At 70.3% G+C, this 26339-nt stretch carries 24 protein-coding genes and 1 pseudogene; 16 read left to right on the top strand and 9 right to left on the bottom strand.

The window, feature by feature from the left end:
• Positions 1–136 precede the first annotated feature (136 nt).
• A complete protein-coding gene (locus Afe05nite_RS06670) occupies positions 137–757 on the top strand; it encodes a TIGR03086 family metal-binding protein (RefSeq protein ID WP_203816087.1) in 621 nt (206 codons plus the stop codon).
• Between the two features lie 444 nt (positions 758–1201).
• Here Afe05nite_RS06670 and Afe05nite_RS06665 read toward each other — a convergent pair.
• A pseudogene (locus tag Afe05nite_RS06665) lies at positions 1202–3304 on the bottom strand (transglycosylase domain-containing protein); the annotation flags it as partial.
• A gap of 66 nt (positions 3305–3370) precedes the next feature.
• On the opposite strand from Afe05nite_RS06665, the gene cobC reads away from it, so the two are divergent.
• From cobC to cobA, 3 genes are read left to right on the top strand one after another with little or no spacing between them, the layout of a single operon-like run.
• Entirely contained in the window at positions 3371–4423 is a 1053-nt protein-coding gene (gene cobC, locus Afe05nite_RS06660) for an Rv2231c family histidinol phosphate aminotransferase CobC (protein WP_203816086.1), read from the top strand.
• A gap of 56 nt (positions 4424–4479) precedes the next feature.
• Positions 4480–5577 carry a nicotinate-nucleotide--dimethylbenzimidazole phosphoribosyltransferase gene (locus Afe05nite_RS06655; RefSeq protein WP_203816217.1) on the top strand — a complete coding sequence of 366 codons (1098 nt, stop codon included), beginning with the start codon at positions 4480–4482 and terminating at the stop codon, positions 5575–5577.
• Positions 5574–6761, top strand: a complete 1188-nt coding sequence (gene cobA, locus Afe05nite_RS06650; protein ID WP_239117608.1) for a uroporphyrinogen-III C-methyltransferase — start codon at positions 5574–5576, stop codon at positions 6759–6761. Before Afe05nite_RS06655 ends, cobA begins: the two co-directional genes overlap by 4 nt.
• On the opposite strand, the gene Afe05nite_RS06645 is transcribed toward cobA, so the two are convergent.
• A complete protein-coding gene (locus Afe05nite_RS06645) occupies positions 6747–8174 on the bottom strand; it encodes an alpha,alpha-trehalose-phosphate synthase (UDP-forming) (protein ID WP_203816085.1) in 1428 nt (475 codons plus the stop codon). The two genes, cobA and Afe05nite_RS06645, sit on opposite strands and share 15 nt — an antisense overlap.
• Positions 8175–8311: 137 nt before the next feature.
• On the opposite strand from Afe05nite_RS06645, the gene Afe05nite_RS06640 reads away from it, so the two are divergent.
• The 5 genes from Afe05nite_RS06640 to Afe05nite_RS06620 all read left to right on the top strand — a co-directional run bounded on the left by Afe05nite_RS06640 (position 8312) and on the right by Afe05nite_RS06620 (position 12479).
• Positions 8312–8866 (top strand): hypothetical protein, encoded by a 555-nt coding sequence (locus tag Afe05nite_RS06640; RefSeq protein ID WP_203816084.1) that lies wholly within the window; start codon positions 8312–8314, stop codon positions 8864–8866.
• A 166-nt stretch (positions 8867–9032) separates the two neighbouring features.
• Positions 9033–10709: an energy-dependent translational throttle protein EttA gene (gene ettA, locus Afe05nite_RS06635; RefSeq protein ID WP_203816083.1), complete on the top strand. Its 1677-nt coding sequence runs from the start codon at positions 9033–9035 to the stop codon at positions 10707–10709.
• Positions 10702–11103, top strand: a complete 402-nt coding sequence (locus tag Afe05nite_RS06630; RefSeq protein ID WP_275407450.1) for an acyl-CoA thioesterase — start codon at positions 10702–10704, stop codon at positions 11101–11103. Before ettA ends, Afe05nite_RS06630 begins: the two co-directional genes overlap by 8 nt.
• A complete protein-coding gene (locus Afe05nite_RS06625; RefSeq protein ID WP_203816082.1) occupies positions 11100–11762 on the top strand; it encodes a DUF8185 domain-containing protein in 663 nt (220 codons plus the stop codon). The genes Afe05nite_RS06630 and Afe05nite_RS06625 overlap by 4 nt, the downstream gene beginning before the upstream one ends.
• 132 nt (positions 11763–11894) lie before the next feature.
• Positions 11895–12479, top strand: a complete 585-nt coding sequence (locus Afe05nite_RS06620) for a type III secretion system chaperone family protein (protein WP_203816081.1) — start codon at positions 11895–11897, stop codon at positions 12477–12479.
• Between the two features lie 51 nt (positions 12480–12530).
• Here Afe05nite_RS06620 and Afe05nite_RS06615 read toward each other — a convergent pair whose 3' ends face one another.
• The 4 genes from Afe05nite_RS06615 to Afe05nite_RS06600 all read right to left on the bottom strand — a co-directional run bounded on the left by Afe05nite_RS06615 (position 12531) and on the right by Afe05nite_RS06600 (position 16921).
• Complete coding sequence (locus Afe05nite_RS06615; RefSeq protein ID WP_203816080.1) at positions 12531–13787, bottom strand: delta-60 repeat domain-containing protein; 1257 nt, start codon at positions 13785–13787, stop codon at positions 12531–12533.
• 67 nt (positions 13788–13854) lie between these two features.
• Positions 13855–14244, bottom strand: a complete 390-nt coding sequence (locus tag Afe05nite_RS06610) for a globin (RefSeq protein WP_203816079.1) — start codon at positions 14242–14244, stop codon at positions 13855–13857.
• 21 nt (positions 14245–14265) lie between these two features.
• Positions 14266–15654: an MFS transporter gene (locus Afe05nite_RS06605; protein WP_239117607.1), complete on the bottom strand. Its 1389-nt coding sequence runs from the start codon at positions 15652–15654 to the stop codon at positions 14266–14268.
• A 202-nt stretch (positions 15655–15856) separates the two neighbouring features.
• Entirely contained in the window at positions 15857–16921 is a 1065-nt protein-coding gene (locus Afe05nite_RS06600; protein ID WP_203816077.1) for a mechanosensitive ion channel family protein, read from the bottom strand.
• Positions 16922–17113: 192 nt separating this feature from the next.
• Here Afe05nite_RS06600 and Afe05nite_RS06595 point away from each other — a divergent pair, with 192 nt between their 5' ends.
• Positions 17114–17662, top strand: coding sequence for an HNH endonuclease (locus Afe05nite_RS06595; RefSeq protein ID WP_203816076.1), 549 nt, complete (start codon positions 17114–17116; stop codon positions 17660–17662).
• Here the strand turns inward: Afe05nite_RS06595 and Afe05nite_RS06590 are convergent.
• On the bottom strand, positions 17659–18513 hold the full coding sequence (locus Afe05nite_RS06590) for a class F sortase (protein ID WP_239117606.1): 855 nt from the start codon (positions 18511–18513) through the stop codon (positions 17659–17661). The two genes, Afe05nite_RS06595 and Afe05nite_RS06590, sit on opposite strands and share 4 nt — an antisense overlap.
• Before the next feature lie 8 nt (positions 18514–18521).
• Positions 18522–19007 carry a hypothetical protein gene (locus tag Afe05nite_RS06585; protein ID WP_203816075.1) on the bottom strand — a complete coding sequence of 162 codons (486 nt, stop codon included), beginning with the start codon at positions 19005–19007 and terminating at the stop codon, positions 18522–18524.
• Positions 19008–19239: 232 nt separating this feature from the next.
• Between Afe05nite_RS06585 and ctaJ the strand changes: the two genes are divergently transcribed.
• The 3 genes from ctaJ (at position 19240) to Afe05nite_RS06570 (ending at position 20671) form a co-directional block, all read left to right on the top strand.
• Complete coding sequence (gene ctaJ, locus Afe05nite_RS06580; protein ID WP_239117605.1) at positions 19240–19503, top strand: aa3-type cytochrome oxidase subunit CtaJ; 264 nt, start codon at positions 19240–19242, stop codon at positions 19501–19503.
• 64 nt (positions 19504–19567) lie between these two features.
• Positions 19568–19975 carry a DUF5130 family protein gene (locus Afe05nite_RS06575; protein ID WP_203816212.1) on the top strand — a complete coding sequence of 136 codons (408 nt, stop codon included), beginning with the start codon at positions 19568–19570 and terminating at the stop codon, positions 19973–19975.
• 129 nt (positions 19976–20104) lie between these two features.
• Positions 20105–20671, top strand: a complete 567-nt coding sequence (locus tag Afe05nite_RS06570; protein WP_203816074.1) for a Uma2 family endonuclease — start codon at positions 20105–20107, stop codon at positions 20669–20671.
• 1 nt (position 20672) lies between these two features.
• Here Afe05nite_RS06570 and pepN read toward each other — a convergent pair whose 3' ends face one another.
• A complete protein-coding gene (pepN, locus tag Afe05nite_RS06565; protein ID WP_203816073.1) occupies positions 20673–23234 on the bottom strand; it encodes an aminopeptidase N in 2562 nt (853 codons plus the stop codon).
• A 392-nt stretch (positions 23235–23626) separates the two neighbouring features.
• Between pepN and Afe05nite_RS06560 the strand changes: the two genes are divergently transcribed.
• Genes Afe05nite_RS06560 through Afe05nite_RS06550 form a run of 3 tightly spaced genes read left to right on the top strand, consistent with a single transcriptional unit; the run spans position 23627 to position 26251 of the window.
• Positions 23627–24823, top strand: a complete 1197-nt coding sequence (locus Afe05nite_RS06560) for a DUF1015 family protein (RefSeq protein WP_203816072.1) — start codon at positions 23627–23629, stop codon at positions 24821–24823.
• The gene (locus tag Afe05nite_RS06555) at positions 24823–25725 is read left to right on the top strand and encodes an alpha/beta hydrolase (RefSeq protein WP_203816071.1); all 903 of its coding nucleotides are present in this window, start codon (positions 24823–24825) and stop codon (positions 25723–25725) included. The genes Afe05nite_RS06560 and Afe05nite_RS06555 overlap by 1 nt, the downstream gene beginning before the upstream one ends.
• A gap of 55 nt (positions 25726–25780) precedes the next feature.
• The gene (locus tag Afe05nite_RS06550; protein ID WP_203816070.1) at positions 25781–26251 is read left to right on the top strand and encodes a ribose-5-phosphate isomerase; all 471 of its coding nucleotides are present in this window, start codon (positions 25781–25783) and stop codon (positions 26249–26251) included.
• Positions 26252–26339 lie beyond the last annotated feature (88 nt).

The following is a 26339-nucleotide window of genomic DNA, read 5'->3' as shown; positions in this document are numbered from 1 at the left end:
ATCGTCGATCTTGGCAGCGCGGAAGATCTTCGACCGGAAACCCGATCAGCCGCGAAAACGCCCCTCGCCGAGCGCGAAAGTGTCGTACCTCACCCGTAACGTGGGGTTAACGACGACGACTCGAAGGAGGACGACCGTGGCCGACCGTGTGCCGCTGGACTTCGACCCGCCGGTTCGTAAACTGCGAGCTCTTCTGCTGGGCATCGACGACGCCGAGTTGCTCGGACCGACCCCGTGTCCGGACTGGAGCGTGGCCGCCCTCCTCGATCATCTGATCGGCCTGTCCTATGCGTTCACCCAGGCCGCTCGCAAACGCACTGACTCCGCCGGCACCGACGGGCCCCCGCCCGCCCCGTCGGCCCAGCACCTGACCCGGCACTGGCGCAGCCGTCTCCCGGGGCTGCTCGAGGAACTGGCCACCGCCTGGAAAGACCCGGCAGCCTGGACCGGCACATCCCAGGCCGGCGGCGTGACCATGCCCGCCGCCACCCTCGGCGTCGTCGCCATGAACGAGCTGATCATGCACAGCTGGGACCTCGCCCGCGCCACCGGCCAGGAATACTTCGCCGACCCGCGCACGCTCGAGGTGCTGATCGAGTTCCTGTCCCAGAGCCCCGCCGAGGGCACCTCCGGCCTGTTCAGCCCACCCGTCCCCACCGAAAGCGCCACCACCCTGCTCGACCAGGCCCTGACCCTGGCCGGCCGCGACCCCGCCTGGCGCCACCCACCCCGCCGCCGAACCCGCCCGGCAGCCTGAGGCCGGCGCCACAGTTCCGCCCGGCGCCCGGCCCGCTGGTCGGCGGGTCGCTTGCGCTGGGTCGCTTGTGCAGGTCAGCCCGGCTGAGTGGCGCGGCGGGTGGCCGGGTGGTCAGTCGCCGCCGGACTGGGTGTTGGTCGAGCGAGACTTGCTCGGTCGCGGCTTGTCCGGGCGCGAGTCGTGGCCGGAATCGCCGGAGCCGGAGCCGGAGCCGGAGTCGTTGGAGCGGGAGTCGCTGGGGTGGGTCTCGTCGGGGCGAGGGTGCCGGGCTCGGGTGTGACGAGGGCGCGGGTGGTCGGAACGGTCCCGGTTGGAGCGCGTGCCGGTCGAGCTGACGTCGTCGGAGTCGTCGGAATCAGGGGAGTCGGCGCGGGAGTCCGAGGAATCGGAAGCTGAGGAGTCCGAGGACCAGGAGCGGTGCCGGCCGCCCCGTTCGCCGTACGTCATCGCCCTGGTCGGTGGGGTGAATTTGACCTTCGGCTGGCCCTTGAGCGCGTCCTTCATCGTCTGCGCGAATGTGTACTTGGAGATTGTCGACCGGCCCGTGCCGACGTAGTCGTTGGGGTCGTCCGGGTCGGCCACGAACGCCGCGCCCGCCAACTGCGGGGTGAAGCCGCAGAACCAGGCGGTCTTGTTGCTGTCGGTGGTGCCGCTCTTGCCGGCGACGGGGCGCTTCATGGTCGCGTACACCATGGGTGAGGTGCCCCAGCCGTTGCAGGAGCCCCGCGCCGAGCCGTAGCCGGTGGGGCATCGGGCGGCGTCCGTCGCCGCGCGGGCGACGTCGACGCTGACCACCCGGTGGCAGCGGGGGGCGGCGACGACCTTGCCCTGGAACTTCGTGTCGGTGCCGTCGCGGTTGCGGATGCTCTTGACCGGCAGCGGCTCGCAGTAGTTTCCCTCGGCGGCGAGGGTGGCGAAGACGTTCGCCATCTCGATCGGGGTGGCGTCGCTGACGCCCAGGGTGAACGCGCCCCACCCGGCGGCGTGCTCCGGGGTGGCCAGTTTCCGGTCGACGTCGGTGCGCCAGCGCAGGCCGAGCCGCTCGGCCATCTCGACCGCCTTGTCCGCGCCGACCTTCTCCTCGAGCTGCACGAAGTACGTGTTCACCGACTTGCCGAAGCCGCTCCACATGGTCTGCCGGCCGGTCATCGACTTGCTGGAGTTCTTCGGGCACCAGCGGCGGCCGCAGGTCGCCGGGCCGGGCGCGGTGATGTATTTCGAGTAGTACCGCTCGGGGGCGTTGAAGCTGGTGTTCAGCGGCATTCCGGCGTCGAGGGAGGCCAGCAGGGTGAACACCTTGAACGTCGACCCGGCCTGGTAGCCGGCCATCGAGCCGCCGCCGAGCAGGGGGTTCACGGTGTTCGGGTAGTTGGTGTTCTTCTTCGGGTTGGGTGCGAGCGAGTAGTGTCGGTTGACCGCCATGCTGACGATCCGGCCGGTGTTCGGCTCGATGATCACTTGGCCGTGGGCGAAGCGGCTCCGGATCCGCTCCTTGTCGAGCACGTGTTTCATCGCCGACGCCTGGATGCGGGGGTCGATCGAGGTGATCACCCGGTAGCCGCCGCGGCGCAGGTTCTCCTCGCGTTCCTCCGGGCTGTCGCCGAACGCCGGCTGTTCCCGCCACCACGACTTGAGGTAATCGCAGAAGAAGCCCCAGTCGTTGCGCTTGCCCCGGATCGACAGGCAGTCGTTCGGCGGCGAACTCAATTTCAGGTCGATCTTCGCGGCTTTCGACTCGATCGCCTGGGCGGCGGTGATCGTGTGCATCTTCAGCATCTGGTCGATCACGTAGTTGCGCCGGTTGATCGCCGACTCCTGGTCGCCGACCGCCGGATCGTACGCGGACGGGGCCTTGACCAGCCCGGCCAGCAGCGCCGCCTCGTTGAGGTCGAGATATTTCGGCGCCTTGGAGAAGAACACCTGTGAGGCCGCGAAGATCCCGTACGCGCGGTGGCCGAAGTACGCCGAGTTCAGGTAGCGCTCGAGGATCTGCTGCTTGGAGAGCCGTTTCTCGAGCTCGACGGCGAGCCGCATCTCGCGCAGTTTGCGCTGGGTGGTCTGCTCGGTGGCTTCGAGGGCCTGCTTCGGGGTCTTCGCGCTGTCCCGTAAGGCCATCCGGACGTACTGCATGGTCAGCGTGGAGGCGCCCTGGGAGACGCCGCCGGCCTGCTGGTTCGCCACGAACGCCCGGGCCACGCCTTTGGCGTCGACACCGTGGTGCTCGTAGAAGCGGCTGTCCTCGGACGCGACGATCGCCTGCGCGACGTACGGCGACATGTCGTCGAGCCGGGTGGGCCGCCGGTGTTCCTCGTAGAACATCGTGAGCAGGGTTTTGCCGTCGTTCGCGTACACGTAGGTGGTCTGCGCGGTGGGCGCCTCGATGAGATCCTCGGGCAGGCCCTGGAGCGCTTCGGTGCCGGCTTTGACGCCGATGCCGGCGAGGGCGGCGAGGGGGTAGGCGAGACCGGCGACCACGAGACCCGCGATCAGGCCCGCACGGATGAGGGGAGCAATTTTTCCGGCAGCCACAATCCGAAGGTATGACAAAAGCGTTCATGTCCTGACGAAACGGCCGAAGTGAGATGTGGAATACCGTGCGGCATCCTGGGAGCCATGACGTTCGAGCTCGGGCACCACGGCGACCAGGAAGTGGGCGGCGGTCTGCTCGACCTGGCCGTCAACGTGCGGCACGAGCCGATGCCGGCCTGGCTGTCCCGCCCGATCGCCGACTCGTTGACCGAGCTCCGGGCGTACCCCGATGATCTTGAAGCGACGCGGGCCGTCGCGGCCCGGCATGGCCGGGACCCCGCCGAGGTGTTGCTGACCGCCGGGGCGGCGCAGGGATTCGTGCTGCTGGCGCAGGCCCTGCGGGGTGTCCGGCGGCCGGTCGTGGTGCATCCGCAGTTCACCGAGCCCGAGGCCGCGCTGAGCAACGCCGGTCATCAGGTTCATCGGGTGGTGCTGCGCGAGGAGGACGGGTTCCGGCTCGACGCGGGGGCCGTGCCGGAGGAGGCCGACCTCGTCGTCCTGGGTAACCCGACAAACCCGACATCGGTGCTGCATCCGGCTTCCGAGATCGCCGAACTGGCCCGCCCCGGCCGGGTGCTGGTCGTCGACGAGGCCTTCGCCGACATCACGTTCCGTGCCGGCATCGCTGGGGAGCCGGAGAGCCTGGCCGATCGGCGCGACGTCGAAGGACTCGTCGTCCTACGCAGCCTCACCAAGACCTGGGGCCTGGCCGGCCTGCGCATCGGTTATCTCCTCGGCCCGGCCGAACTCCTGTCGCGGCTGCGGACCGCGCAACCGCTGTGGGCCGTTTCGACTCCCGCACTCGCCGCCGCGACCGCCTGTGCGTCACCCACCGCGATCGCCGCGGAACGCGAGATCGCGGCGCGCGTCGCGGCCGAGCGGGATCATCTGCTTCGCCGACTCGCGCACGTGCCGAACCTCACGATCGCCGGTTCCCCGGCTGCGTCATTTGTTTCCGTACGCCTGCCAGGTGCCGCCAAGATTCGCCTTGAGCTGCGAGAACGCGGCTACGCGGTCCGCCGGGGCGACACCTTCCCGGGCCTGGGCCCCGATTGGTTGCGGATCGCCGTGCGCGACACTGCGATCACTGATTCTTTCGTGGCGACCCTGACCGATGTGATCGAGGAGCGAGCGTGACCCGCGTATCCCTGGAGTCGACCGTGGCGGCCGTCCGGCCCGCCGACCAGCCGGCCATGGCCGCCGCCCGCGAACTGCAGGCCCGGCTCACCAAGCCGGCCGGTTCGCTCGGCGCCCTGGAGGAGCTGTCGGTGCGTCTCGCCGGCCTGGCCGGCGCCTGCCCGCCGCCGCTGCCGACCCCGGCCGCTGTCGCGGTCTTCGCCGGCGACCACGGCGTGCACGCGCAGGCCGTCTCGGGGTGGCCCCAGGAGGTCACCGGGCAGATGGTCGCCAACTTCCTGGCCGGCGGCGCCGTGGTGAACGCGTTCGCCCGCCAGGCCGGCGCCTCCGTCACGGTGGTGGACGTCGGCGTCGCGACCCCGCTGCCGGCCGCGCTCCGCACCGAAGCCGCCCACCCCGATGCTGGCGTGCCCGATGGTGGCGTGCCCGATGCTGGCGAGCCGGGCGCCGGTGTGCCCGGATCGGGGGCGCCCGCGCTGGTCGAGGCGAACGTCCGGCGCGGCACCCGGGACATGACCGTCGAGCCGGCCCTGACCCGCGACGAGGCCCGCGCCGCCGTCGAGACCGGCATCCAGGTGGCCGAGCGGCTGCTCGACGCGGGCGCGAAGGTCCTGCTCACCGGCGACATGGGCATCGCCAACACGACGCCCGCCGCCACCCTGATCGCGGCCTTCACCGGCTGCACCGCCGAGCAGGCGACCGGTCGTGGCACCGGCATCGACGACGCCATGCACGCTCACAAGATCGCTGTCGTTCGGGCGGCGCTCGACCGGCACGCGCCCGACCCCGCCGACCCGCTCGGGGTGCTGGCCGCGGTCGGCGGCCTCGAACACGCCGCCATCGCCGGGTTCATCCTGGCCGCGGCCGCCCACCGGGTCCCGGTGATCGTCGACGGCGTCATCGCGGCCTCGGGTGCCGTGGCCGCCGCCGCGTTCGCCCCGGACGCCGTCGCCGCGATGGTCGCCGGTCACCTCTCGGCCGAGCCGGGCGCCGCCGTCGCGCTCACCCATCTCGGTCTGGAGCCGCTTCTCGACCTCGGCATGCGTCTGGGCGAGGGGAGCGGTGCGGTGCTGGCGCTGCCGGTCGTCGCGGCCGCGGTGCGGGTGCTGCACGAGGTCGCCACGTTCGACTCGGCGGGAGTGTCCGAAAAGTGAGTCTCTACCCCATGGCGCTACGCCTGACCGGCCGGCGGGTGCTCGTCGTCGGTGGCGGCGCGGTCGCCTCCCGGCGGGTTCCGGGGCTGCTCGCCGCCGGGGCGCGGGTGGAGATCGTGTCACCCGAGCTGACCCCGTTCCTGCGTGGTCACGTCGACGCCGGACGTGTCGCGTGGCACGAGCGGCGGTTCGAGGCGGCCGACGTCGAGGGCGCCTGGCTGGTGCATGTGGCGGTCGACGACCCGGTGGCGGCGGATCAGGTGAGTGCGGCCGCCGAGGGGCAACGGATCTTCTGCGTACGGGCCGACGACCGGGAAGCGGCCACCGCGTGGACGCCGGCCGTCACCCGGCACGGCCAGGTCACGGTGGCGGTGACGGACGGGGGCGACCGGCGGCGCGCGATGGCCGTACGCGATCTGGTGGCCCTGGCCCTTGAGTCGCAACCACCGGTGGCGCTGGAGTACAAGGGTGTCGCCCTCGTCGGCGCCGGTCCCGGTGACCCCGAGCTGATCACCGTGAAGGGCCGCCGCCTGCTGGCCGCCGCCGACGTGGTGGTGGCCGACCGGCTGATCCCCGGGCTGCTCCTGGGCGACCTGCGGCCGGAGGTCGAGCTGGTGGACGCGGCCAAGATCCCCTACGGCCCGTCCGCCGCCCAGGAGGAGATCAACCGCATCCTGGTCGAGCGGGCGCTGGAGGGGAAGTTCGTGGTGCGGCTCAAGGGCGGCGACCCCTACGTCTTCGGCCGTGGCGGCGAGGAGGCCATCGCCTGCGCGGCCGCCGGCGTTCCGGTGCTCGTCGTCCCCGGCGTGACCAGTTCGATCGCCGCCCCCGCGCTGGCCGGCATCCCGGTCACCCACCGGGGCGTGGCACACGAGTTCACCGTGGTCTCCGGTCACGTGGCGCCGGACAGCGGACAGTCGCTCGTCGACTGGTCGGCGCTGGCCCGGATGCGCGGCACGATCGTGGTGATGATGGGCCTGAAGAACCTGCCCAAGATCGCTGCCCGGCTGATCGCGGAGGGCCGCCCCGCGGACACCCCGGCGGCGGTGGTGCAGGAGGGCTCGACACCCGATCAGCGCTCCCTGCGCAGCACTCTCGGTACGGTGGCGGACGACGCCGCGGCGGCGGGCCTGCGCCCACCGGCCACGGTCGTCATCGGTGCGGTCGTGTCAGCCCTCGGGTGATTCCTTGTCGTCCTTGTCGTCGGTCTCGGCCGAGGCGAGCTCGTCGAGGAACATCCGCGCCCACTCGGCGACGTCGTGCTGGCGCACGTGCCGCTGCATGACCCGCATGCGCCGCTTGAGCTCGGCCGGCTCGGCCCCGACCGCGCGCAGCAGGGCGTCCTTGACCCCGTCGGGGTCGTGCGGGTTGCACAGGAACGCCTGACGCAGCTCGGTGGCCGCCCCGGCGAACTCGCTGAGCACGAGCGCCCCGCCGCTGTCGCCGCGGCACGCGACGTATTCCTTCGCGACCAGGTTCATGCCGTCGCGCAGCGGGGTGACCATCATGACGTCGGCCGCGACGTACATCGCCGCCAGTTCCTGCTTGCTGTAGGACTGGTGCAGGTAGTGCACGGCGGGGACACCGACCCGGGCGAACTCGCCGTTGATCCGGCCGACCTCGCGTTCGACCTTGACCCGCAGCGTCTGGTAATGCTCGACGCGCTCCCGGCTCGGGGTCGCGACCTGCACCATCACCGCGTCGCCAACCTTGAGCTTGCCGTCGGCCAGCAGCTCGCGGAACGCCTTGAGCCGCAGCTCGATGCCCTTGGTGTAGTCGAGGCGGTCGACACCGAGGATCACCGTCTCGGGGTCGCCCAGCTCGGCGCGGATCTGCTTGGCGCGGGCCTGCACGTGGGGATCGGCCGCCATCCGCTCCATCTCGCGGGTGTCGATGCTGATCGGGAAGGCGCCGGCCTTGACGCTGCGCCCGTCGACCTTGATCGACTGACCCTCGTAGCGAAGACCCAGCAGGTGCCGGGCGAGGCGTACGAAGTTCTGCGCCGCCAGCCGCTGCTGGAAGCCCACCAGGTCGGCGCCGAGCAGGCCGCGCAGCACCTCGGCGCGGAACGGCATCTGCATGAACAGCTCGATCGGCGGGAACGGGATGTGCAGGAAGAAGCCGATCTTGAGGTCGGGGCGCAGCTCGCGAAGCATGGCCGGGACCAGCTGGAGCTGATAGTCCTGCACCCAGACGGTGGCGCCCTCGTCGGCGACCTCGGCCGCGGCCTCGGCGAACCGCTGGTTCACCAGCCGGTAGGCCTCCCGCCAGCGGCGCTTGTACACCGGTGTCTCGACCGCGTCGTGGTAGAGCGGCCAGATCGTCGCGTTGGACTGGCCCTCGTAGTAGCGCTCCAGTTCCTCGGCGCTCAACGGCACCGGGTGGATGTTGATGCCCTCGAGCTTGAACGGCTCGGGCGCCTCTCCATTGCCACCGGCCCAGCCGATCCAGGTGCCGCCGTGCTCGGTCAGGACCGGGTGCAGCGCGGTTACCAGCCCACCCGGGCTGGTGCGCCACTGTTTCTCGCCGTCGGAAGTAGTGACTTCATCGACTGGCAGACGGTTGGCGACTACGACGAAGGAACTTCGTTCGGCCACGCTGAGTGCACCTCCGGGTCGTTTTCGTTCCCACCGCGAGCCTACTGTGCGTAGTACCCCTGGGGGCGCCCAGTATCACGCGGCTTCTTGACCGGCCTTGGATGGACCGGTTGGCCGCCGGGTGCCATCCTGGGCCGGTGACACCGTCCGACGATCTTTCCCCGCCCCGGCGGCCGATCTTCTTTCCTGTGGTCATCGCCACGGTTTTCCTGACGATCATCGGCATGACCGCCGGATTCGTGCTGGGTGAGCGGCATCGGGACCGGTTGCGGGCGGCGGACCCGCAGGACACCACCGACATCGTCACTCCCTATCCGGCCGATTCCTCGTACGCGTCGGGACCGTCCGGCGCGCTCTGCCCGGACGAGACGATCGCCTTCGCCGCCGCGAACGGATACCCCGCCGATCTGCGACAAATCTTCAAGGCGGTCACGAACAACGACACCAACGTCTGGATCTGCGAGGACAGCAACGGCCAGCTGTACTACCAGTCGCAGACCAAGGCCAGCAGCGGCGTGTTCGACCAGACCGCGAACGCGCTGTTCCTGCCCCGGGCGAACCGCCAGGGCGACAACGAATACTCGGCGGTGGCCTCGGACGGGGCCAAATTCTTGATCAACTCGAAGCAGCTCCGGATCACCTTTCCCGACGGGCGCAAGCCGCAGGTGAACTCCGTGGAGTCCTGGGAGTGAGGGAATCCGTACCGGCCCGCCGGGGTTGTGTTCTGCGGCCGGAAGGGCACCTGGAAAGATTGCCCCTGCATTCGGCATCTCGGCCGACGTCCACCACCCCGTCCACCACCCCAGGCGGACTGAAGACCTGACAATTCAGATCACGATCACGGAGGTAGGGCACACTGTGGCCCAGTACATCTACACCTTGGAGAAGGCGCGCAAGGCGCACGGCGACAAGGTCGTGCTCGACAACGTGACGCTGAGCTTCCTGCCCGGGGTCAAGATCGGTGTGGTTGGCCCCAACGGTGCCGGTAAGTCGACCCTGTTGAAGATCATGGCCGGGGTCGAGCAGGTCAGCAACGGCGAGGCCAGGCTGATGCCCGGCTACTCCGTCGGCATGCTGGCCCAGGAACCGCCGCTGAACGACTCGAAGACCGTCCTCGGCAACATCGAGGAGGCGGTCGCGGAGACGAAGGCCAAGCTCGACCGGTTCAACGCGATCGCCGAGCAGATGGCGACCGACTACACCGACGAGCTCATGGAAGAGATGGGCAAGCTCCAGGAGCAGCTCGACAACGTCAACGCGTGGGACCTCGACTCCCAGCTCGAGCTGGCCATGGACGCGCTGCGCTGCCCCCCGCCGGACGCCGACGTCACCCAGCTCTCCGGTGGTGAACGCCGCCGCGTGGCGCTGTGCAAGCTGCTGCTCGAGGCGCCCGACCTGCTGCTGCTCGACGAGCCCACCAACCACCTCGACGCGGAGAGCGTGAGCTGGCTGGAGCAGCACCTCGCGAAGTACGCCGGCACCGTCATCGCCATCACCCACGACCGGTACTTCCTCGACAACGTCGCGACCTGGATCCTCGAGCTGGACCGCGGCCGCACGTTCCCGTACGAGGGCAACTACTCGACCTATCTGGACAAGAAGGCGCAGCGTCTCGCGGTCGAGGGCCGCAAGGACGCGAAGATGAAGAAGCGCCTCACCGAGGAACTCGAGTGGGTGCGGTCCAACGCGAAGGCGCGGCAGACCAAGAGCAAGGCCCGCCTCGACCGGTACGAGGAGATGGCCACCGAGGCGGAGAAGACCCGCAAGCTCGACTTCGAAGAGATCCAGATCCCGCCGGGCCCGCGCCTGGGCAACACCGTCATCGAGTCTCAGGACCTGACCAAGGGCTTCGACGGGCGCACGCTCATCGACCACCTGTCGTTCTCGCTGCCGCGCAACGGCATCGTCGGCATCATCGGCCCGAACGGCGTCGGCAAGACCACGCTGTTCAAGACGATCGTCGGGCTCGAGAAGCCGGACGAGGGCAGCGTGCGGATCGGCGAGACGGTGAAGTTGTCGTACGTCGACCAGAACCGCTCCGGGCTCGACGGCACCAAGACGGTCTGGGAGGTCGTCTCCGACGGGCTCGACCACATGATGGTCGGCAAGGTCGAGATGCCGTCCCGGGCGTACGTCGCCGCGTTCGGCTTCAAGGGCCCCGACCAGCAGAAGCCGGTCAAGGTGCTCTCCGGTGGCGAGCGCAACCGGCTCAACCTCGCGATGACGCTGAAGATCGGCGGCAACGTGATCCTGCTCGACGAGCCGACCAACGACCTCGACGTCGAGACGCTGTCCAGCCTGGAGAACGCTCTGCTCGAGTTCCCCGGCTGCGCCGTGGTCATCTCCCACGACCGGATGTTCCTCGACCGGGTCACCACCCACATGCTCGCGTGGGAGGGCACCGACGAGGACCCGGACAAGTGGTTCTGGTTCGAGGGCAACTTCGACGCGTACGAGAAGAACAAGATCGACCGGCTGGGCGCCGACGCCGCCCGTCCGCACCGGGTCACCTACCGCAAGCTGACCCGTGACTAAATTCGTCCACGACGTGCCCGTGCGCTGGTCCGATATGGACGCGTACGGGCACGTCAACAACGCGCGCTTCCTCACCCTCTACGAGGAGGCGCGCGTGGAGATGTTCTTCCTCGGCGCCCGCAAGCACGGCCTCGGCTCGTTCGAGGAGGGCATCGTGATCGCCCGGCACGAGATCGACTATCTGCGGCCGGTCAACTACGGCGAGCCGGTCCGCATCGAGATGTGGATCTCGGAGCTGCGGGCCGCCTCGTTCTCCGTGTCCTACGAGCTGTTCGACGCCGGCGTGGTGGCGTCCCGGGCGAAATCGGTATGCGTGCCGTTCAACCTGGCCAACAGCCATCCCCGTCGGCTCTCCCAGGCCGAGCGCGACTTCCTCGAGCCGTACCGGGCATGAGTGTGGCGCACGGTCTGCTCGCGGTGCCGGACGCCGGCGCCTTCCTCGCCCGGCTGACCAGGCTCGACCCCACCGCCCCGGTGCGGTTGCGCGGCTCGACCGGGCGCACCGCGCTGTGGGCCCGGCTGCCGTGGGATGTCCTGGTCACCCGTGAGGTGGCCGGCCGAGGCCCGGACGACGCCACGGTGTCGGCCTCGGAACTGCTGTCCGTGCTGGCCCGGGGTGGTGACGAGCTGCCGGCTCGGCGCGACGCGGCGTGGCGCTGGCCACTGCCGCCGGCGCTGAGCGAGACGGTCGAGTCGGTGTCGGCGGCGGAGCTGACCCGGTTGGCCGCCGCGGCGGCCGGTACGCTGCGGGAAGTCACGGCGGGCGGTCTGGCCGGCCGGGCGGTCGGCCAGCGGGCGGTACGCGACGCGCTCCTCGATCACGTGGCCCTGGTCGTGACGCCGCCCGACGGGACGCCTGTCGAGGTGTCCCAGCGCCTTGTTCAGGCGATATCCCGGATGGGTTTTCTCGGTCCCGAGGGCTCCGACGGGCCGGATGCTCGAGTGCGGACGGCGGGCCAATGGGTGGGTCTTTCCGCACCATATGGAGTTGCCTGGCTACAGCCCGTGGGTAAATTGACCGTTATGCCTATAGGTGGTCACCCAAAAGGGTGATGCCACCTCATCCGACCGGTCCCGCCCTCCGGTTGGGGGGATGACCTCCGCGACCTGTACGGGTACCGTCGGCAGCCGGATCCACTTCGCTACGTCCGGCGGTGGGTCTGCTGGGGAGTGAGGTGCGCAACGATGCCGTGGTGGTCATGGCGTCCGGGTTCGGCGGCGGGCAACGCGCCGGAGACCGATGGCGGTTCGACGGTGCGCAGCACCGTTCGCGTCGGGGTTCCGGCTCAGCGCGAGCCGAGCCGGGTAAGCATTGTTCCGGCCGACGTGGCCAAGTCCGAGGAGTCCGAGCAGATCGCTCCGGTGACGCTGGCGCGCATCGGTAAGGCGCTCGACATGCTCGACATCCGGTTCCTCGCCGACGGCGGCGGCAGCCTCCTCGCGATGTGGGAACGGCACGCGGTGCTGTTCACCCTCGAGGGCCCCGACGACGAGATCCTGGTGATGCGGGCGCGTCCGCACGCGACCGTCCCGCCGGACTGGGCCGACCGCGCCTACCGGGTGGTCAACGAGTGGAACCACACCCGCCGCTTCTGCAAGGCCTACGTGGGCGACCCGACCGAGCGGGGTCAGCTCCCGATCTACGCGGAGCTCCAGGTCCCGCTGGCGGCCGGCGCGCACGACGCCCTCGTGGTGGAGATGCTCGACTGCGGCGCCGCCGTGGCCACCAGCTTCGTGGATTGGCTCCACGACGAGGGTGCGCTGCTCTAGCCCGTACCGCGGCGGCCCGCCGGGTTCCAGAGCCCGCCCGGACCATCCGGTCTAGACCGGGAACATCCCGATCCGGCCGTGATACTCGTGCCCGAGCTGGTCCGTGTCCGACCCCACCAGCAGGCCGTGCGGCACCACCAGGAAGCACCGGACGCCCACGCCCCGGCTCCGGGTCGGGTTCCACGGCAGCGCCCGCCCGGTCGACGGATTCACCGCGCCGATGCCGGGCCGGGCGACCGCACCCGGGCCGGGCCCCCTCGCGTCGGTGCCGTACGGGTTGTCGAAGTAGCGCTGGTGCCCACCCAGGTAGACGGTCGACCCGGTGACCGCCACCGCGTACAGCGAGTCCCCGCCCGTACGCTGCACCCAGGTCGGATTGTGCCGCCCGTTGCCGCCGGCCTCGAAGCGGGCCGCCGAGTCGCACAGCGAGGTCGGCGACGAGGCCCGGCCGGTCGCCGCCACCACGAAGTAACCGCCGTCCGGCGAGAACTTGATCTGCCGCAGGTAGGTGTCGAAGCCCTTCATGCACGCCGGCTTGTAGGCGTCGGTGTACCAGTTGAGCAGCGTCGCCGCGGAACCGGAGACGTCGAACATGACGATCTGGGTGCGGTCGTAGCCGCTGGCCCGCAGCAGCGCGCCGACCGCCACCAGCCGGCGGCCGTCGGGGGAGATGTCGAAGTGCTCGACCCGGGTGCGGGACAGGCCGGGGGCGGTCAGCCGGGCGTCGAAGCCGGTGTCGACGGCGCCGGAGGCGGTGCTCACCCGGGCCAGGGCGGTCCGGTTCACGCCGTTGATCGCGGAGAACGTGCCGGCCACGTACAGGCTGGAGCCGCGGGCCTGGAGCGCCCGTACGTCACCCCAGTTGATCTGCGCGTTGAAGGACGAGACCCGCTGGCCGCTGCCCGGGTAGAGGCGGGTGAGGCCGCGCTGGGAGACGCGGTTCACCGATTTGAACGCCCCGCCGGCGTAGACGGTGCTGTCGGGGCCGGCGGCGAGTGCGTAGACCGCCCCGTCCACCTCGGGGGCGAAGGCGCGGATCACCCCGTCGCGGAGCCCGAAGGCGAAGATGTTCTTCCGGGCGTACGTGTGTTGCCGGCTCGAGTCGGTGACCTTGGTGAAAGCACCCCCGACCACGACCGTGTCGCCGACCAGCGCCATGCTCCAGACCGTGCCGTCGAGAACATGCGGGGTGAAGTCGACCGGGTTGGCCGAGACCACCGTCGACTGGGCCGGGTCGGCCCCGGCCGGTTGCGCGCACACCATGGCGGCGGCTACGAGAACGGCGGCGGCAAGCAGGCGACGGCGCATTGCGGGCGACTCCAGGTGATCGGTGTTTGTCCGAGGACCAACGATCGACCGCCCGCACCGGAAACTCTCAGGCGTTGACCATGAAGTACGCCGCCCGCTCCAGGTAGTCCCAGAGTTGGGTCCGCAGCGGCTGGGGTAGATCGAGGGAGTCGACCGCGTCGCGCATGTGCTTGAGCCACGCGTCGCGGGCCGCGACGTCGACGGTGAAGGGGGCGTGCCGCATGCGCAGCCGCGGGTGTCCACGGCTGGCCGAGTAGGTGTTCGGGCCGCCCCAGTACTGCATCAGGAACAGGGTCAGCCGGTCGGCGGCCGGACCGAGGTCCTCCTCCGGGTACATCGGGCGGAGAAGTGGATCGTCGGCCACACCCGCGTAGAACCGGTCGACGAGCCGGCGGAACGTGGGCTCGCCGCCGATCGCTTCGAAGAACGTGATCTCGTCGGGGGTCGGTGCGCTCACCCGTCCATCCTGCCAGGTCGGTCAGGGGTGCTTGGGTGTGACGCTCGTCGTGCGCACGGGCGCGGCCTCCGGGGCGGGTGCGGGGGCCGGCACGACCGGCGTCGTGGCCGGCGGAACCGGAGCCGGCGGAACCGTGGCGGCGGCCGCCTCCATGGCCCGGGCGAAGGTGCGGCGGCTGGGCCAGCCGACGGCGAGATAGCTCATCACGAACGTGCCGACGACGCTCCACAGGCCGACCACCAGCGGCAGCCGGAACCGGTCGGCGAGCACGCCGGTGATGATGATGCCGGAGAACTGGGCGAGCTGGAGTCCGGCCTGGACCACGCCGAACGCCCGGGCGCGGTAGCCGTGCGGGAGCATCAGCACGAACCGGCCGTTGAGCGTCGGCGACAGCCCGCCCGCGGCGGCGCCGGAGAGGATCACCAGCAGGACCACGATCGGCAGGGGCGGGCTGAACGCGGCCGGGGCCAGGGCCAGGCAGCTGAGGATGGCGAGCGGGCAGACCAGCCGGTCGCGCCGGTCCGCGCCGGCCAGCCGGGTCAGGAGCAGACCGCCGATGACGAAGCCGATCGGCGCGGCCGCCATGATCAGGCCCTGGTAGAGGCCGCGGGACGTCGAGTTGTCGGTGCCCTCGGCGGCCCACGCGGCGGCCAGCCCCTCGGGGGCGACCGAGAACATGCTCATCAGGCAGACCATCAGCACGATGGCGCGCAGCACCGGCCGGCCGAAGACGAGCCGGATGCCTTCGCCCGACTCGTGCAGCAGGTGGGTGCGCTGCGCCTCGGTGCGGGCCGGGGGGCGGTGCTGGATGCCGCGGGCGATGACCAGCGCGGACAGCGCGAACGTGCACACGTCGACGCCGAGCGCGACCCGGGGGCTGAGCACCGTCGCGATGGTGGCGCCGGCCAGGTATCCGAAGAGCTGGGCGGCCTGGGTGGTGGTCTGGTTGACGGCGATCGCGGTGGCCAGCTTCTCCCGCCCGACCAACTGCGGCAGCAGGGCCGAGCGGGCCGCCTGGGTGGGCGGCATGCCGAGGCTGGCCAGGAAGACGAGCACCAGCATCAGCCAGATCGGCACGTGCGGGACCAGCAGCAACCCGATCGGCACCATCCGGGCCAGGTCGGCGACGATCAGCACCCGGCGGTAGGGATAGCGCTCGGCCAGCGCGGACAGCAGTGTGCCGCCGATGATCCAGGGAATGAAGGAGACGCCGAGGGCCGCCGCCGACAGCAGCACCGAGTCGGTCTTCTCGTAGACGAGAACGGTGACGGCCGCCTTGGAGAGGTAGTCACCGGCCCAGTTGACAAGCAGCGACGTGTAGATCGCCCGGTATTCGCGGACGGCGAAAACGTCCCGGAACGTAACCGGTCTGTCGGCCCGGTCGGGCCGTGCAGCGGGGTCCTCGGACACCAGGTCCTCCATCGATCTCGGCACTCGCCGGGTCACGACGATTGCCGGGCACGGCCCGCGGGTTGCCCGGCGGAACGTGATGCCGCATGTGCAGATGCTCACGCGGATTCTGCCCGATCGTCCGAGTCGATGCTAGGGCGTACGGCCGGATCGTTGGCCGTTCAGCCGACCCGGACCATCCCCCGGAGGTACTAATCCCTGCTCAGCGTGAATCGGTCCCGGGTCCGTCAGGCTGAGAAGGTCGTGGATATGGCGGCGGCACCGCACTGCGTGGCATCAATCGAGAGGCGGCGATGCGTTCGGAGAAGCCGCCGACCTCCAGCGCCTCGGTCAGCGCGCGGCGCAGATCGCGCTGGACGGCGACCTGACCGGCGGCGGTCGTCTTGGCGATGGTGCGGATCACCGCGCCGTCCACCGTCAGCTGCTCCACACCGACCACGTCCGGCGGCTCGATGAACTCGGTCTGGTGCTCCTCGGAGTCGGCCACGGTCTGCGCCGCCATCCGCAGCGCGGCCATCGCCTCCTCCGAGTTGACGAAGCCGATCGGGATGTCGATCACGACCAGGGCCCAGCCCTGGCTCTTGTTGCCGACCCGCACGATCTCGCCGTTGCGGATGTACCAGAGCACGCCGCGCATGTCGCGGACGGTGGTGATCCGCAGGCCGACCGACTCGACCACGCCGATCGCCTCGCCGAGGTCGACCGTGTCGCCCACCCCGTACTGGTCCTCGAGCAGCATGAACAGGCCCGCTATCAAGTCCTTGACCAGGCTCTGCGCGCCGAAGCCGAGGGCCACGCCGACGATCCCGGCACTGGCCAGCAGCGGGCCCAGGTTGAAGCCGAGCTCACCGAAGACCAGCAGCACGGCCATGGTGAAGACCACCGCGGTGACGAAGCTGCGCAGCACCGAGCCGATCGCCTCGGCCCGCTGACGGCGCCGCTCCGGGATGAACTGGCCCTCCTCGGCCGTCTGGGCGGTCTTCTCCTTCAGCGGCCGCAGCAGCGCCGGCATCGAGGCGCGGCTGGTGCTGTTGGCGAGCCGGCGGATCGCCCGGTGCAGCAGCCAGCGGATCAACAGCGCGATCAGGATGATCGCGAGGATCCGCAGCGGCTTGACGATCACCCAGTAGCTGGAGTTGGCCAGCCACTGGTTGCCGGTCCAGTCGAACACACGGCTGCACACCAGATCGGTGTCACAGGCCTTCGTCGTGTCGATCGAGGAGAAGACGTCGGGCGAGGGCGTTGGGGTGGGGGCTAGCAGTAACACGGGGAGCCACCGTACCCGGCGAGGCTGGGCCGGCTTCCAGGTGGCACACAGCACGCCGACCTCAGACGTTTACCGGACGGCTACGGATCGCGCTCGCAATTTGGTCATTCATCAGGGACTATTGGCGCACGGACCCTGGAAAAAGAGACAGCAGGAGCGGTTGCTGACGCCTCCACCTGAAGGGTGATCGCGATGCCTGACATACGACCCGCAGTGGGCTCCTCCGCGTTGGTACTGAACGCCACCTACGAGCCGCTGTGCGTCGTATCGGTGCGTCGAGCGACCATCCTCGTGCTGACCGCCAAGGCCGAATGCGTCTCCGACGGCGACGGCATGCTGCACTCGCTGCACACCAACCTGCCGGTTCCCTCGGTGGTCCGGCTCACGCGTTACGTCAAGGTGCCTTACCGCACGCACATCGGCCTGTCCCGGCGTGCCATCTTCGCCCGCGACGGCGGCCGCTGCGCCTACTGCCGCGGCTCGGCCGAGACCATCGACCACGTGTTCCCACGCAGCCGAGGCGGGTTGCACGCCTGGGAGAACGTGGTGGCCGCCTGCGCCAAGTGCAACCACAGCAAGGGCGACAAGACGCCCGCGGAACTCGGCTGGCGGCTGCATCAGGTGCCCGCGGCCCCACGCGGGGTGGCCTGGCGGGTCCTCGGACACCGCACGCCGGACCCCCGCTGGGCCGACTGGCTGGACCTTCCTGCCGCCCCGACCGCACAGGTCGAGGCGGCTTAATTGTCTCTGGTGCCGACCAGCGAGGCGAACACCACGACGTTGTCCTGGTAACCGGTCTTGCCGCCGACCCACTTGCCGCCGCACGTCATCAGGCGCAGTGACGGGCGGCTGAAGTCGCCGTAGACCCGCTGCATCGGCAGCTTGCCCTTGTCGAAGTGCTCGACCGAGTTGACCTCGAAGACCGCCACCGAGTTGTCCGCGCGCAGCACCTCGATGCGGTGACCGGCCTTGAGCTTGGGCAGGTTGTAGAAGACCGACGGCCCGGTCCTGGTGTCGGCGTGCCCGACGATCAGGGCCGGCCCGAACTGACCCGGCGTCGGCCCGCCGTCGAACCAGCCGGCCTCGTTGTGCCTTTTCAGGGGCGGCACGTCGACCGAGCCGTCGCCGGCCAGGCCCACGTCGAGGATCGGCGCCTCCAGCTTGATCGACGGGATGGTGAGGCGTTCCGGCCGGCTCGGGTCGAGCACCGGGAAGGCGCGCGGCGGCGGCTCGTCACCCGCTCCGGCGCCGAACAGGCTCGGCAAGTCGAAGCTGGACGCGGCCCCGATGCCCATCGCGACCATGAACAGGCCCAGGAACACCAGGGCGAGCACGACCAGCCCGACCGGCCAGGGCCGCTTGCCGCGGGTCGGCCGGGGCGGCGTCCTGGGCTCGGGCCGGGGGTGCGGGGCTCGGAACGGGGGCCGGCCCTGGGCGGGCCGCGGAGCGGGCAGTGGCCCGGTGATGGTGCCGGGCGGTGGAGCGGTGATGGTGCCGGGCGGCGGTGTTGCGGTGATGACCTGGGCGGGCCGTTTGCGCAGTACCGAGTCGGGCATCCGGGCGCCGGGCAGCGGCGTCGGTCGGCGGGGCACCGACGACCTCAGCCGAAGCGGCGGCGTCGCAGGGTCACTACCCAGAGGGCTACGCCGGCACCGATGACGGCCAGACCGGAGGCGATCAGGACGGGTGCGTTGCGGCCGGGAGCCATGCCGCCGCCACCGGTGGCCGGGCCCCGGGCCGGTTCGACCTTGGCGACCACGTGCAGGGTGGCCGAGGCGGTCTTGCCGTCCGGGCAGCGCAGGTCGACCTTGTAATCGCCGGCCCGGGTCGCGGACGGGACCCGGACCGTCGCGGTGAGCAGGCCGTACTGCGGCGTCACGGTGACCGCGCCGAACAGCGCCGACGAGACGGTGGCCGCTTTGAGGTTGTCGTCACAGGAAGCGCGGAGCCCGACCTCGTCACCGGCCGGCACCGTGCTCGGGTTGATCTCGAGGTAGACCGATGCGGCTCGCGCCGCGGACGCGTCGAACAGGACAAACACGCCCATGAACAGCGCCGCCAGGGCGGCCGGGACGGACAGTCGCATGTGATCCCCCTCCTGCCGTTCGCGGAGCACGGGGGCACGAACGGCGCGTGAGGGTGATTTTCGCACCTGAAGGCCATCCGCGCGTAGATCCCGACAGCATGAGAGCCTGGTTTGGAACCCGACGGTCCGGGACGACTAGCTCTCCGCTACCGTGACAGTTGTTCGGATCAACTGGAAACACAGGCGCCTGGGGGCGTTGAGGTTGTCGATATCAAGCACTGTTCTGGTCTTCGTGGTCATCCCGCTGGGTGTCATCCTGCTGGTGGCCGCGCTCGTCTTCTCGGGCAGTGACCGCGGTCGGCGCACCCGCCGCTACCGTCCGGGCCGGCCCTACGACTTCCAGCCGATGTGGTTCCTGGCCTCGCCGGAGCAGGTCGGCGCGCTGGCCCACGCCGGTCAGCACCAGGCCCGCGCGATCGAGGCCCCGATCCTCGAGGACGCCACGGGTGCCCCGGTCCTGGCCGGCTCGACAGGAGGCGCAAGTGACAGTTGGTGACATTCAGGCCGAGCAGGGTTCGCCGCAGGGCAGCACCGCGCTGGAGAAGCCGGGCGGCCCCACGCTGTCGGCCGCGCCCGAGCTGACCGGCCCCGCCGGCGGCGACCAGCTCGCCGACGGCCCGTTCACGGTCCGGCAGCTCCTGCGCCTCGACGAGGCCCTGCGCCTGGCCGACAAGCAGAGCGGCCTGACGTTCAGCGTCTACATCGGCGAGTTCGAGACGCCCACCCGCGAATTCGCGGAGAGCCTGCACAAGCAGATCGACGGTGCCGAGCGCGCCGTCCTGATCGCGGTTTCGCCCAACCAGCGCCGACTGGAGATCGTCACCGGTAAGGACGCGCGTAAGCGCATCTCCGACCGGGACGCCAAGCTGGCCGGCCTCTCGATGGCGGCCGCCTTCGCGGGCGGTGACCTGGCCGGGGGAGTGCTCTCCGGCATCGACCAGCTGGCCTCGCACGCCGGCCGGCACTGACCGGCCTCGTCGAAAGGCCCCGGGAATCCCGGGGCCTTCTCGTATGTGCCAGATCACTCGGAAAGCCAGCGGTAACAACCGGCTGTTAGTAGGATTGCACTCCGCGTACACCCCAACGACGGAGGTGTGATGACGACGCAGGCCGCTAGTCCGCCGGTCCGCTGGAGTGCCCCCGACGGCCTCTGGACCGAGCCTGATCTGCACCTGTTCCCGCAGGACGGACACCGCTACGAGATCGTCGACGGCTGTCTGCACGCGACACCCCCGCCGTCGGAGGAGCACGAGGCGATCGTCCGCGCCGTCGTGAGCACCCTGCGCGCGGCGGCTCCGCCCGGCTGGTGGGTGTGCGGCCGGCTGGGCGTGCAGATCGGCAACAGCAATCTGGTGCCCGACGTCACGGTGCTGCGGCCCCGCTCGTCCGGCTCGATCTGGAGCGACCCGGCCGACGTGGCGCTCGTCGTCGAGGTGGAGTCCGGCGCGACCCGGCGCTACGACCGCATCCTCAAGCCATCGTTGTACGCGGAGGGCGGCATCCACGCGTTCTGGCGGATCGAGCCCGGCCATGGCACCCCGGTCCTGCGCTCGTACATCCTCGGTGGCACGCGTTACCGCAGCGACAACAGCATCGAGGGCGCCGAGCCGGTAAAGCTCGACGCCCCCTTCCCGATTCATCTGGCCCCGGCGGCCTGGGCCTGACTCAGCCGGCCGCCGCGGTGTCGCGGGCGCGGGCCTTCAACGCCCGCAGCACGCCGTCCCGGCCCTCGGCGACCAGCCGGCGCAGCGACGCCGGCTGACCGTCGCGGGCCAGCCACGTGTCGGTCAGCGCGATGGTCTCCTCGCTGACCTGAAGGTACGGATAGCCCATCATCACGAACTCCTGGGCCGGCTCCGAGTCGGACCGGGCCCACACGTCGGCCACCACGTCGAAGAACTTCTTCGCGTACGGCGCGGTCAACTCGACCTGCTTGACGCTGTGGAAGCCGGACAGCAGCGACCGGTTGAGCCAGTTCGGGATGTCCGCCTCGCCGGTCAGCTGGGCCCACACCGCCGCCTTGCTCTCCGCGGTCGGCACCAGCGCCCGGGCGATCGCCGCCTCCCGCTCACCGCTCGCGGTGCGGTCGCCGGCCAGCTCGTCCTCGATCTCGTCGAGCGACGCGGCGCCGAGCGCGGAAAGCGACTGCAACAGGGTCCAGCGCAGCTCGGTGTCGACGACCAGGCCCTCGGGCACGCCCTCACCGGCGAGCCAGCCACGCAGCACGGCCTGCTCGGCCGGGGTGCGAGCGGCCGACACGAACGACCGGGCCCAGCTCAGCTGCCAGCCGCTGCCGGGTTCGGCGGCGGCCAGCGCGGTGCGGGACAGCTCGGCCAGCGCCGCCCAGCCCTGCGCCTGCCAGGCCGGGTCGGCGTATTGCGAGACGGCGCTGGCGGCCTGCCGGAACGTCCAGGTGGTCAGGTTGATGTCGGTCTCCAGGGGCAGGCCGGAGCAGACCAGCGTGACGTAGTCGCGGGCGGCCAGCTCGGCGTCGCGCAGCATGTCCCACGCCGCGTTCCAGACCAGCGCGCGGGCGAGCGAGGAGTCGATGCCGCCGATGTGGTGGACCACCGCGGCCATCGACCGCTCGTCCAGGCGCAGCTTGGTGTACGACAGGTCGTCGTCGTTGAGCAGCAGCACGTCGGCCGCGCGCACGCCCTTCAGCGCCGGGATCTCGGTGTGCTCGCCGGAGACGTCCAACTCGAGCAGGTCGCGGCGGATCAGCCGGTCGCCGCTCAGGTCGTAGAGGCCGACGCCGATCCGGTGGGTGCGCAGGGTCGGGTAGTCGGCGGGCGCCTCCTGCTGCACCACGACGCTCGCATAGGTGCCGTCCGCGGCCAGCGAGACGAGCGGGCGCAACGTGTTGACCTGGGCGGTCTCCAGCCACTGGGCGGCGAACTTGCGCAGCTCCCGGCCGGAGGCCGCCTCCAGCTCGGTGAGCAGGTCGTCGAAGGTGGCGTTGCCCCAGGCGTGCTTGCCGAAGTAGGCGCGCAGACCGGTCAGGAACGCGTCCTGCCCCACGTAGGCGACGAGCTGCTTGATGACGCCGGCGCCCTTGGCGTACGTGATGCCGTCGAAATTGACCTCCACGGCCTCCAGGTCGGGCATCTCGCAGTAGACCGGGTGCGTCGACGACAGCTGGTCCTGGCGGTAGCCCCAGCTCTTGCGGACCGACAGGAACGTGGTCCAGGCGTCGGTGAAGCGGGTGGCCTCCGAGTTGCACCAGTGGCTGGCCCACTCGGCGAACGACTCGTTCAGCCACAGGTCGTTCCACCAGCGCATGGTTACCAGGTCGCCGAACCACATGTGGGCGAGCTCGTGCAGGATCGTGTTGGCCCGCTGCTCGTACTCGAAGTCGGTGACCTGCGAGCGGAACAGGTAGTGCGCCTCGGCGTGGGTGACGCAGCCGAAGTTCTCCATCGCGCCCGCGTTGAAGTCGGGCACCCACAGCTGGTCGTACTTCGGCAGCGGGTAGCGCACCCCGAACTGCTCCTGGAAGAAGTCGAAGCCCTGCTTGGTGACCAGGTGCAGGTCGTCGGCGTCGAGATAGCGGGCCATCGAGGCGCGGCAGAAGTAACCCATGTCGATGCCGTCGTGGGTGAACCGCACCTCGTGGTAGGGCCCGGCGCAGATCGCGGTGATGTAGGTGCTCATCCGCTCCGACGGCGTGAAGTTCACCGTCTTGGCCCCCGGGCCGGCCTCGTCGACCGAGGCCACCGGCATGTTGGAGATGGCCTTCCAGTGCTTCGGGACGGTCACGTGCCAGGTGAACTCGCTCTTCAGGTCGGGCTGGTCGAAGCAGGCGAACACCCGCTGCGCGTCGGCCGTCTCGAACTGGCTGTAGAGGTAGATCTCCTTGTCGACCGGGTCGGGACTGCGCTGCAGACCCTGCCCGCTCGCCGAGAAGGCGAAGTCGGCGTCGACCACCAGCTCGTTCTCCGCGGCCAGACCGCGCAGGGCCAGGCCCCGCTCGGCGGAGAAGCCGGCCAGGTCGAGCGGCGTGCCGTTGAGCGTCGCCGAGCGCACCGACTGCGCCGCCGTCTCGATGAAGGTGTCCGCGCCCGGCTCGACGCACCGGAAGGTGACGACCGTGGTGGAGCGGAAGGTGCCGTCGCCCGGATTGCCATGCCCGTCGGTGAGATCCAACGTGATGTCGTATCCGGTCACCTCGAGCAGGCGTGCGCGATCGGCGGCCTCCACCTGGGTCAAGTTTCGAACTCCGGCCACAGCCACTCTCCTTAAGAGCGCATCGAGCTTTTCATCGCCAGACTATGCGGAGGACCCGGGTGAAGGCGCACCCGGAGTGCACGGTTCTGCGGGAAACGCACCACCCGCACGGACTACCGGTCGTTGGATGGGGGTAGCAGACATCAACTGAACGACCGGAGGCAGACAGATGTCCGATACGGAGACGGCCGCGTCGTCGACTTTCGCGGTCCACCGCGGGGACTGGGCCGATCTGGCCCCCGAGCTGGCAGCGATGGTGGCGCCTCCGGTGAGTGTCTCGGCGACGCCCGTCGAGCGCCCCGTGGGGGCGTGGCGAAAAGCACAGTTAGCCAGGTCACGCGGGAACATGCCGGGGACGCGGCATCGACGCCCGACCCGGTAGGTTGCGGCCCATGACGACGGTCGTGCATTCGATCAGCCGGGCCTGGCTCACCACCGGCGAAACCGGCGCGCAGAACTACGACGAGTTCGCCGACGACGCCGAGATCACCGCCATCATCACCGCCAACCCGCACAGCGCTCTCGCCGTCGAGATGCCGCACCTGGCGCCGGACAGCCTGGGCAAGTCCTTCACCGCCGCGCTGCCCGAGGCGGTCGCCCGGCTCGCGCTGGAGCGGGCCGAGGGCGGTTATGTCCCGGCCGAGCAGGTCGTGGTGCTCTACCGGATCACCGCACCGGGCGAGCCGGCCGCCTACGGCCTGTGGAGCATGGTCGACACCGACCAGATCTCCGCCAGCGCCGACGAGGCCGGGTTGGTCATCCGGAACGAAGAGGTCTTCATCGAGAAGGTCCGTGAACGGGTCGCCCTGGCCGGTGCCCTGAGCACGCTTCTCTCACCCGTACTCCTGCTGCAGACCGCCAAGGGTGACGAACTGCACGCCGCCCTGGCGGCGGCCACCGAGGCGGCGGGCGAGCCCGCCGCGACCGACACCGACCAGACCGGACGCACCCACGCCATCTGGCCGATCGGCCCGGGACCGCTCCAGGACGAGCTCACCGCGCTCGCCGGGGGTGGCGAACTGGTGGTGGCCGACGGCAACCACCGCAGCCTGGCCGCCCAGACCGGGCAACTTCCCCGCTTCCTGGCCGTGATCACCACCCCGGCCTCGGTTGCCATCCAGCCCTACAACCGGCTGGTGAGCGAGCTGCCGATGCAGCCCGACGACTTCCTGACCCGGCTGCGCGCCAGCGGCGCCGAGCTGACCGAGCGGCCGACGCTCGGGTCCCCGGCCAAGGGCATGGTCGAGATCTACCTGGACGGCCGCACGTTCGCGGTGGCCCTGCCGGCCGATCATGATCGGCCGGAGGTGGAAAACCTGGACCACGCGCTCGTCGAGCGGGAACTGCTCGGCGACGTGCTCGGACTCGACCCGGGCGACAAGCGGATCTCCTACATCGGCGGGGACTACTCGTCCGATTGGCTGCGCGGCGAGGTCGACGCGGGTCGCGCCGAGCTGGCCGTGGTGATCGCGCCGGTCACGGTCGACGACTTCGTGTCGGTCAACCTCGAGCGGCAGAAGCTGCCCCGCAAGAGCACCTGGTTCACGCCGAAGGCCCGCGGCGGCCTCGTCCTGGCCCAGCTCGACTGATGCTCCATCCTCAGGTGACGGCGGCGGGCGCGCTGCGCCGCCGGCCGGCGGCCGGCCTCGACCCGCTCGCCCGGCTCGAGGCCACCCGGGCGGCCATGGAGGAGGCGGTCGACCTCGAATGCGGTCCGGCGTTGCCGTTGCCGGTGGTGGTCGACGTGGACGCGGACGGGGTGCCCGGCCGCCTTTATGCCGCGAAGCCCGATGCACCGCTGTTCGTCTACCTCCACGGCGGTGGCTGGTGTTACGGAAGCATCGAGACCGTCGACCGGATGTGCCGACGCATCGCCGACAGGTCCGGTGTCTCCGTCTTGTCGGTCGACTACCGCCTGGCCCCGGAACACGTCTTCCCGGCCGCCCTGGACGATGTCGAGACGGTCCTGAAGTTCGCCCGGAACGCCGACCTGGGCGTCGACCCGACTCGGCTGGCCATCGGCGGGGACAGCGCGGGCGCCCAACTGGCCACCATCGCGGCGAGACGCCAGCGCGACGCCGCGACCCCGTTGGACCAGCAAATCCTGATCTATCCGGCGCTCGATCCGATGACCGCCGGCGAGTCCTACGCCGAGCTGGGCGAATACGGCCTCGACCGGGCCTCCATAAAACTGGCCTGGGAGACCTACGTCCCCGACCCGAGGCTGCGCCTGACCCCCGACGTGGCTATCTTCGCCACCCCCGACCTGGCCGGCATGCCACCCACGCTGATCATCACGGCCGAGTACGACGTGCTCCGCGACGAGGGCGCCGACTACGCGGACGCCCTGGCCGCCGCCGGTGTCCCGGTGGTGCACACGCGCTACATGGGGATGAACCACGGCTTCGCCCGCAAGCTCGCGGTGATCGACGCCGCCCGGGCCGCGACGGATCAAGTCGCGTTCTCGCTGCGCGCGGCCCTGTTGTTTTGAGGCGGCTCCGCCGCCTGCGTGCCAAAAGTGGAAGAGGTTCTGCGACACTTCGGATATGCGTGTCTACCTGGGTTCGGACCATGCCGGTTACGAACTGAAGATGCACCTCGTCAACCACCTGGCCAAGCAAGGGCATGACGTCGTAGACGTGGGACCCCACGTCTACGACCCGGAGGACGACTATCCGGCCTTCTGCCTGAACACCGGCGCCAAGGTGGTCGCCGACGAGGGAAGTTTCGGCATCGTCATCGGCGGTTCCGGCAACGGCGAGGCGATCGCCGCCAACAAAGTCGACGGCGTCCGCGCGGCCCTGGTCTGGCGCGCTGAGATCGCCCAGCTGGCTCGCCAGCACAACGACGCCAACGTGATCAGCATCGGCGCCCGCGAACACACCCTCGACGAGGCGACCTCTTTCGTCGACACGTTCCTGGCCACCCAGTTCTCCGGCAACCCGCGCCACTCGCGCCGCATCGACCAGATGACCGAGTGGGAAAAAACCCGCGAACTTCCCAAACTTCCTTCTTGACGTACGAGCTGCACAGGCCCCGTGGCGCACGGCCGGCCGGGTGCGTGGCCAGCCCACCACCCGGCTTCCGGCCCGGCCTCGGCAAGAC

Origin of the sequence: Paractinoplanes ferrugineus, from assembly GCF_016862195.1 — a bacterium.
In the GTDB taxonomy this organism is placed as follows: domain Bacteria; phylum Actinomycetota; class Actinomycetes; order Mycobacteriales; family Micromonosporaceae; genus Actinoplanes; species Actinoplanes ferrugineus.
This window is presented reverse-complemented; position numbering and strand designations above follow the sequence as displayed.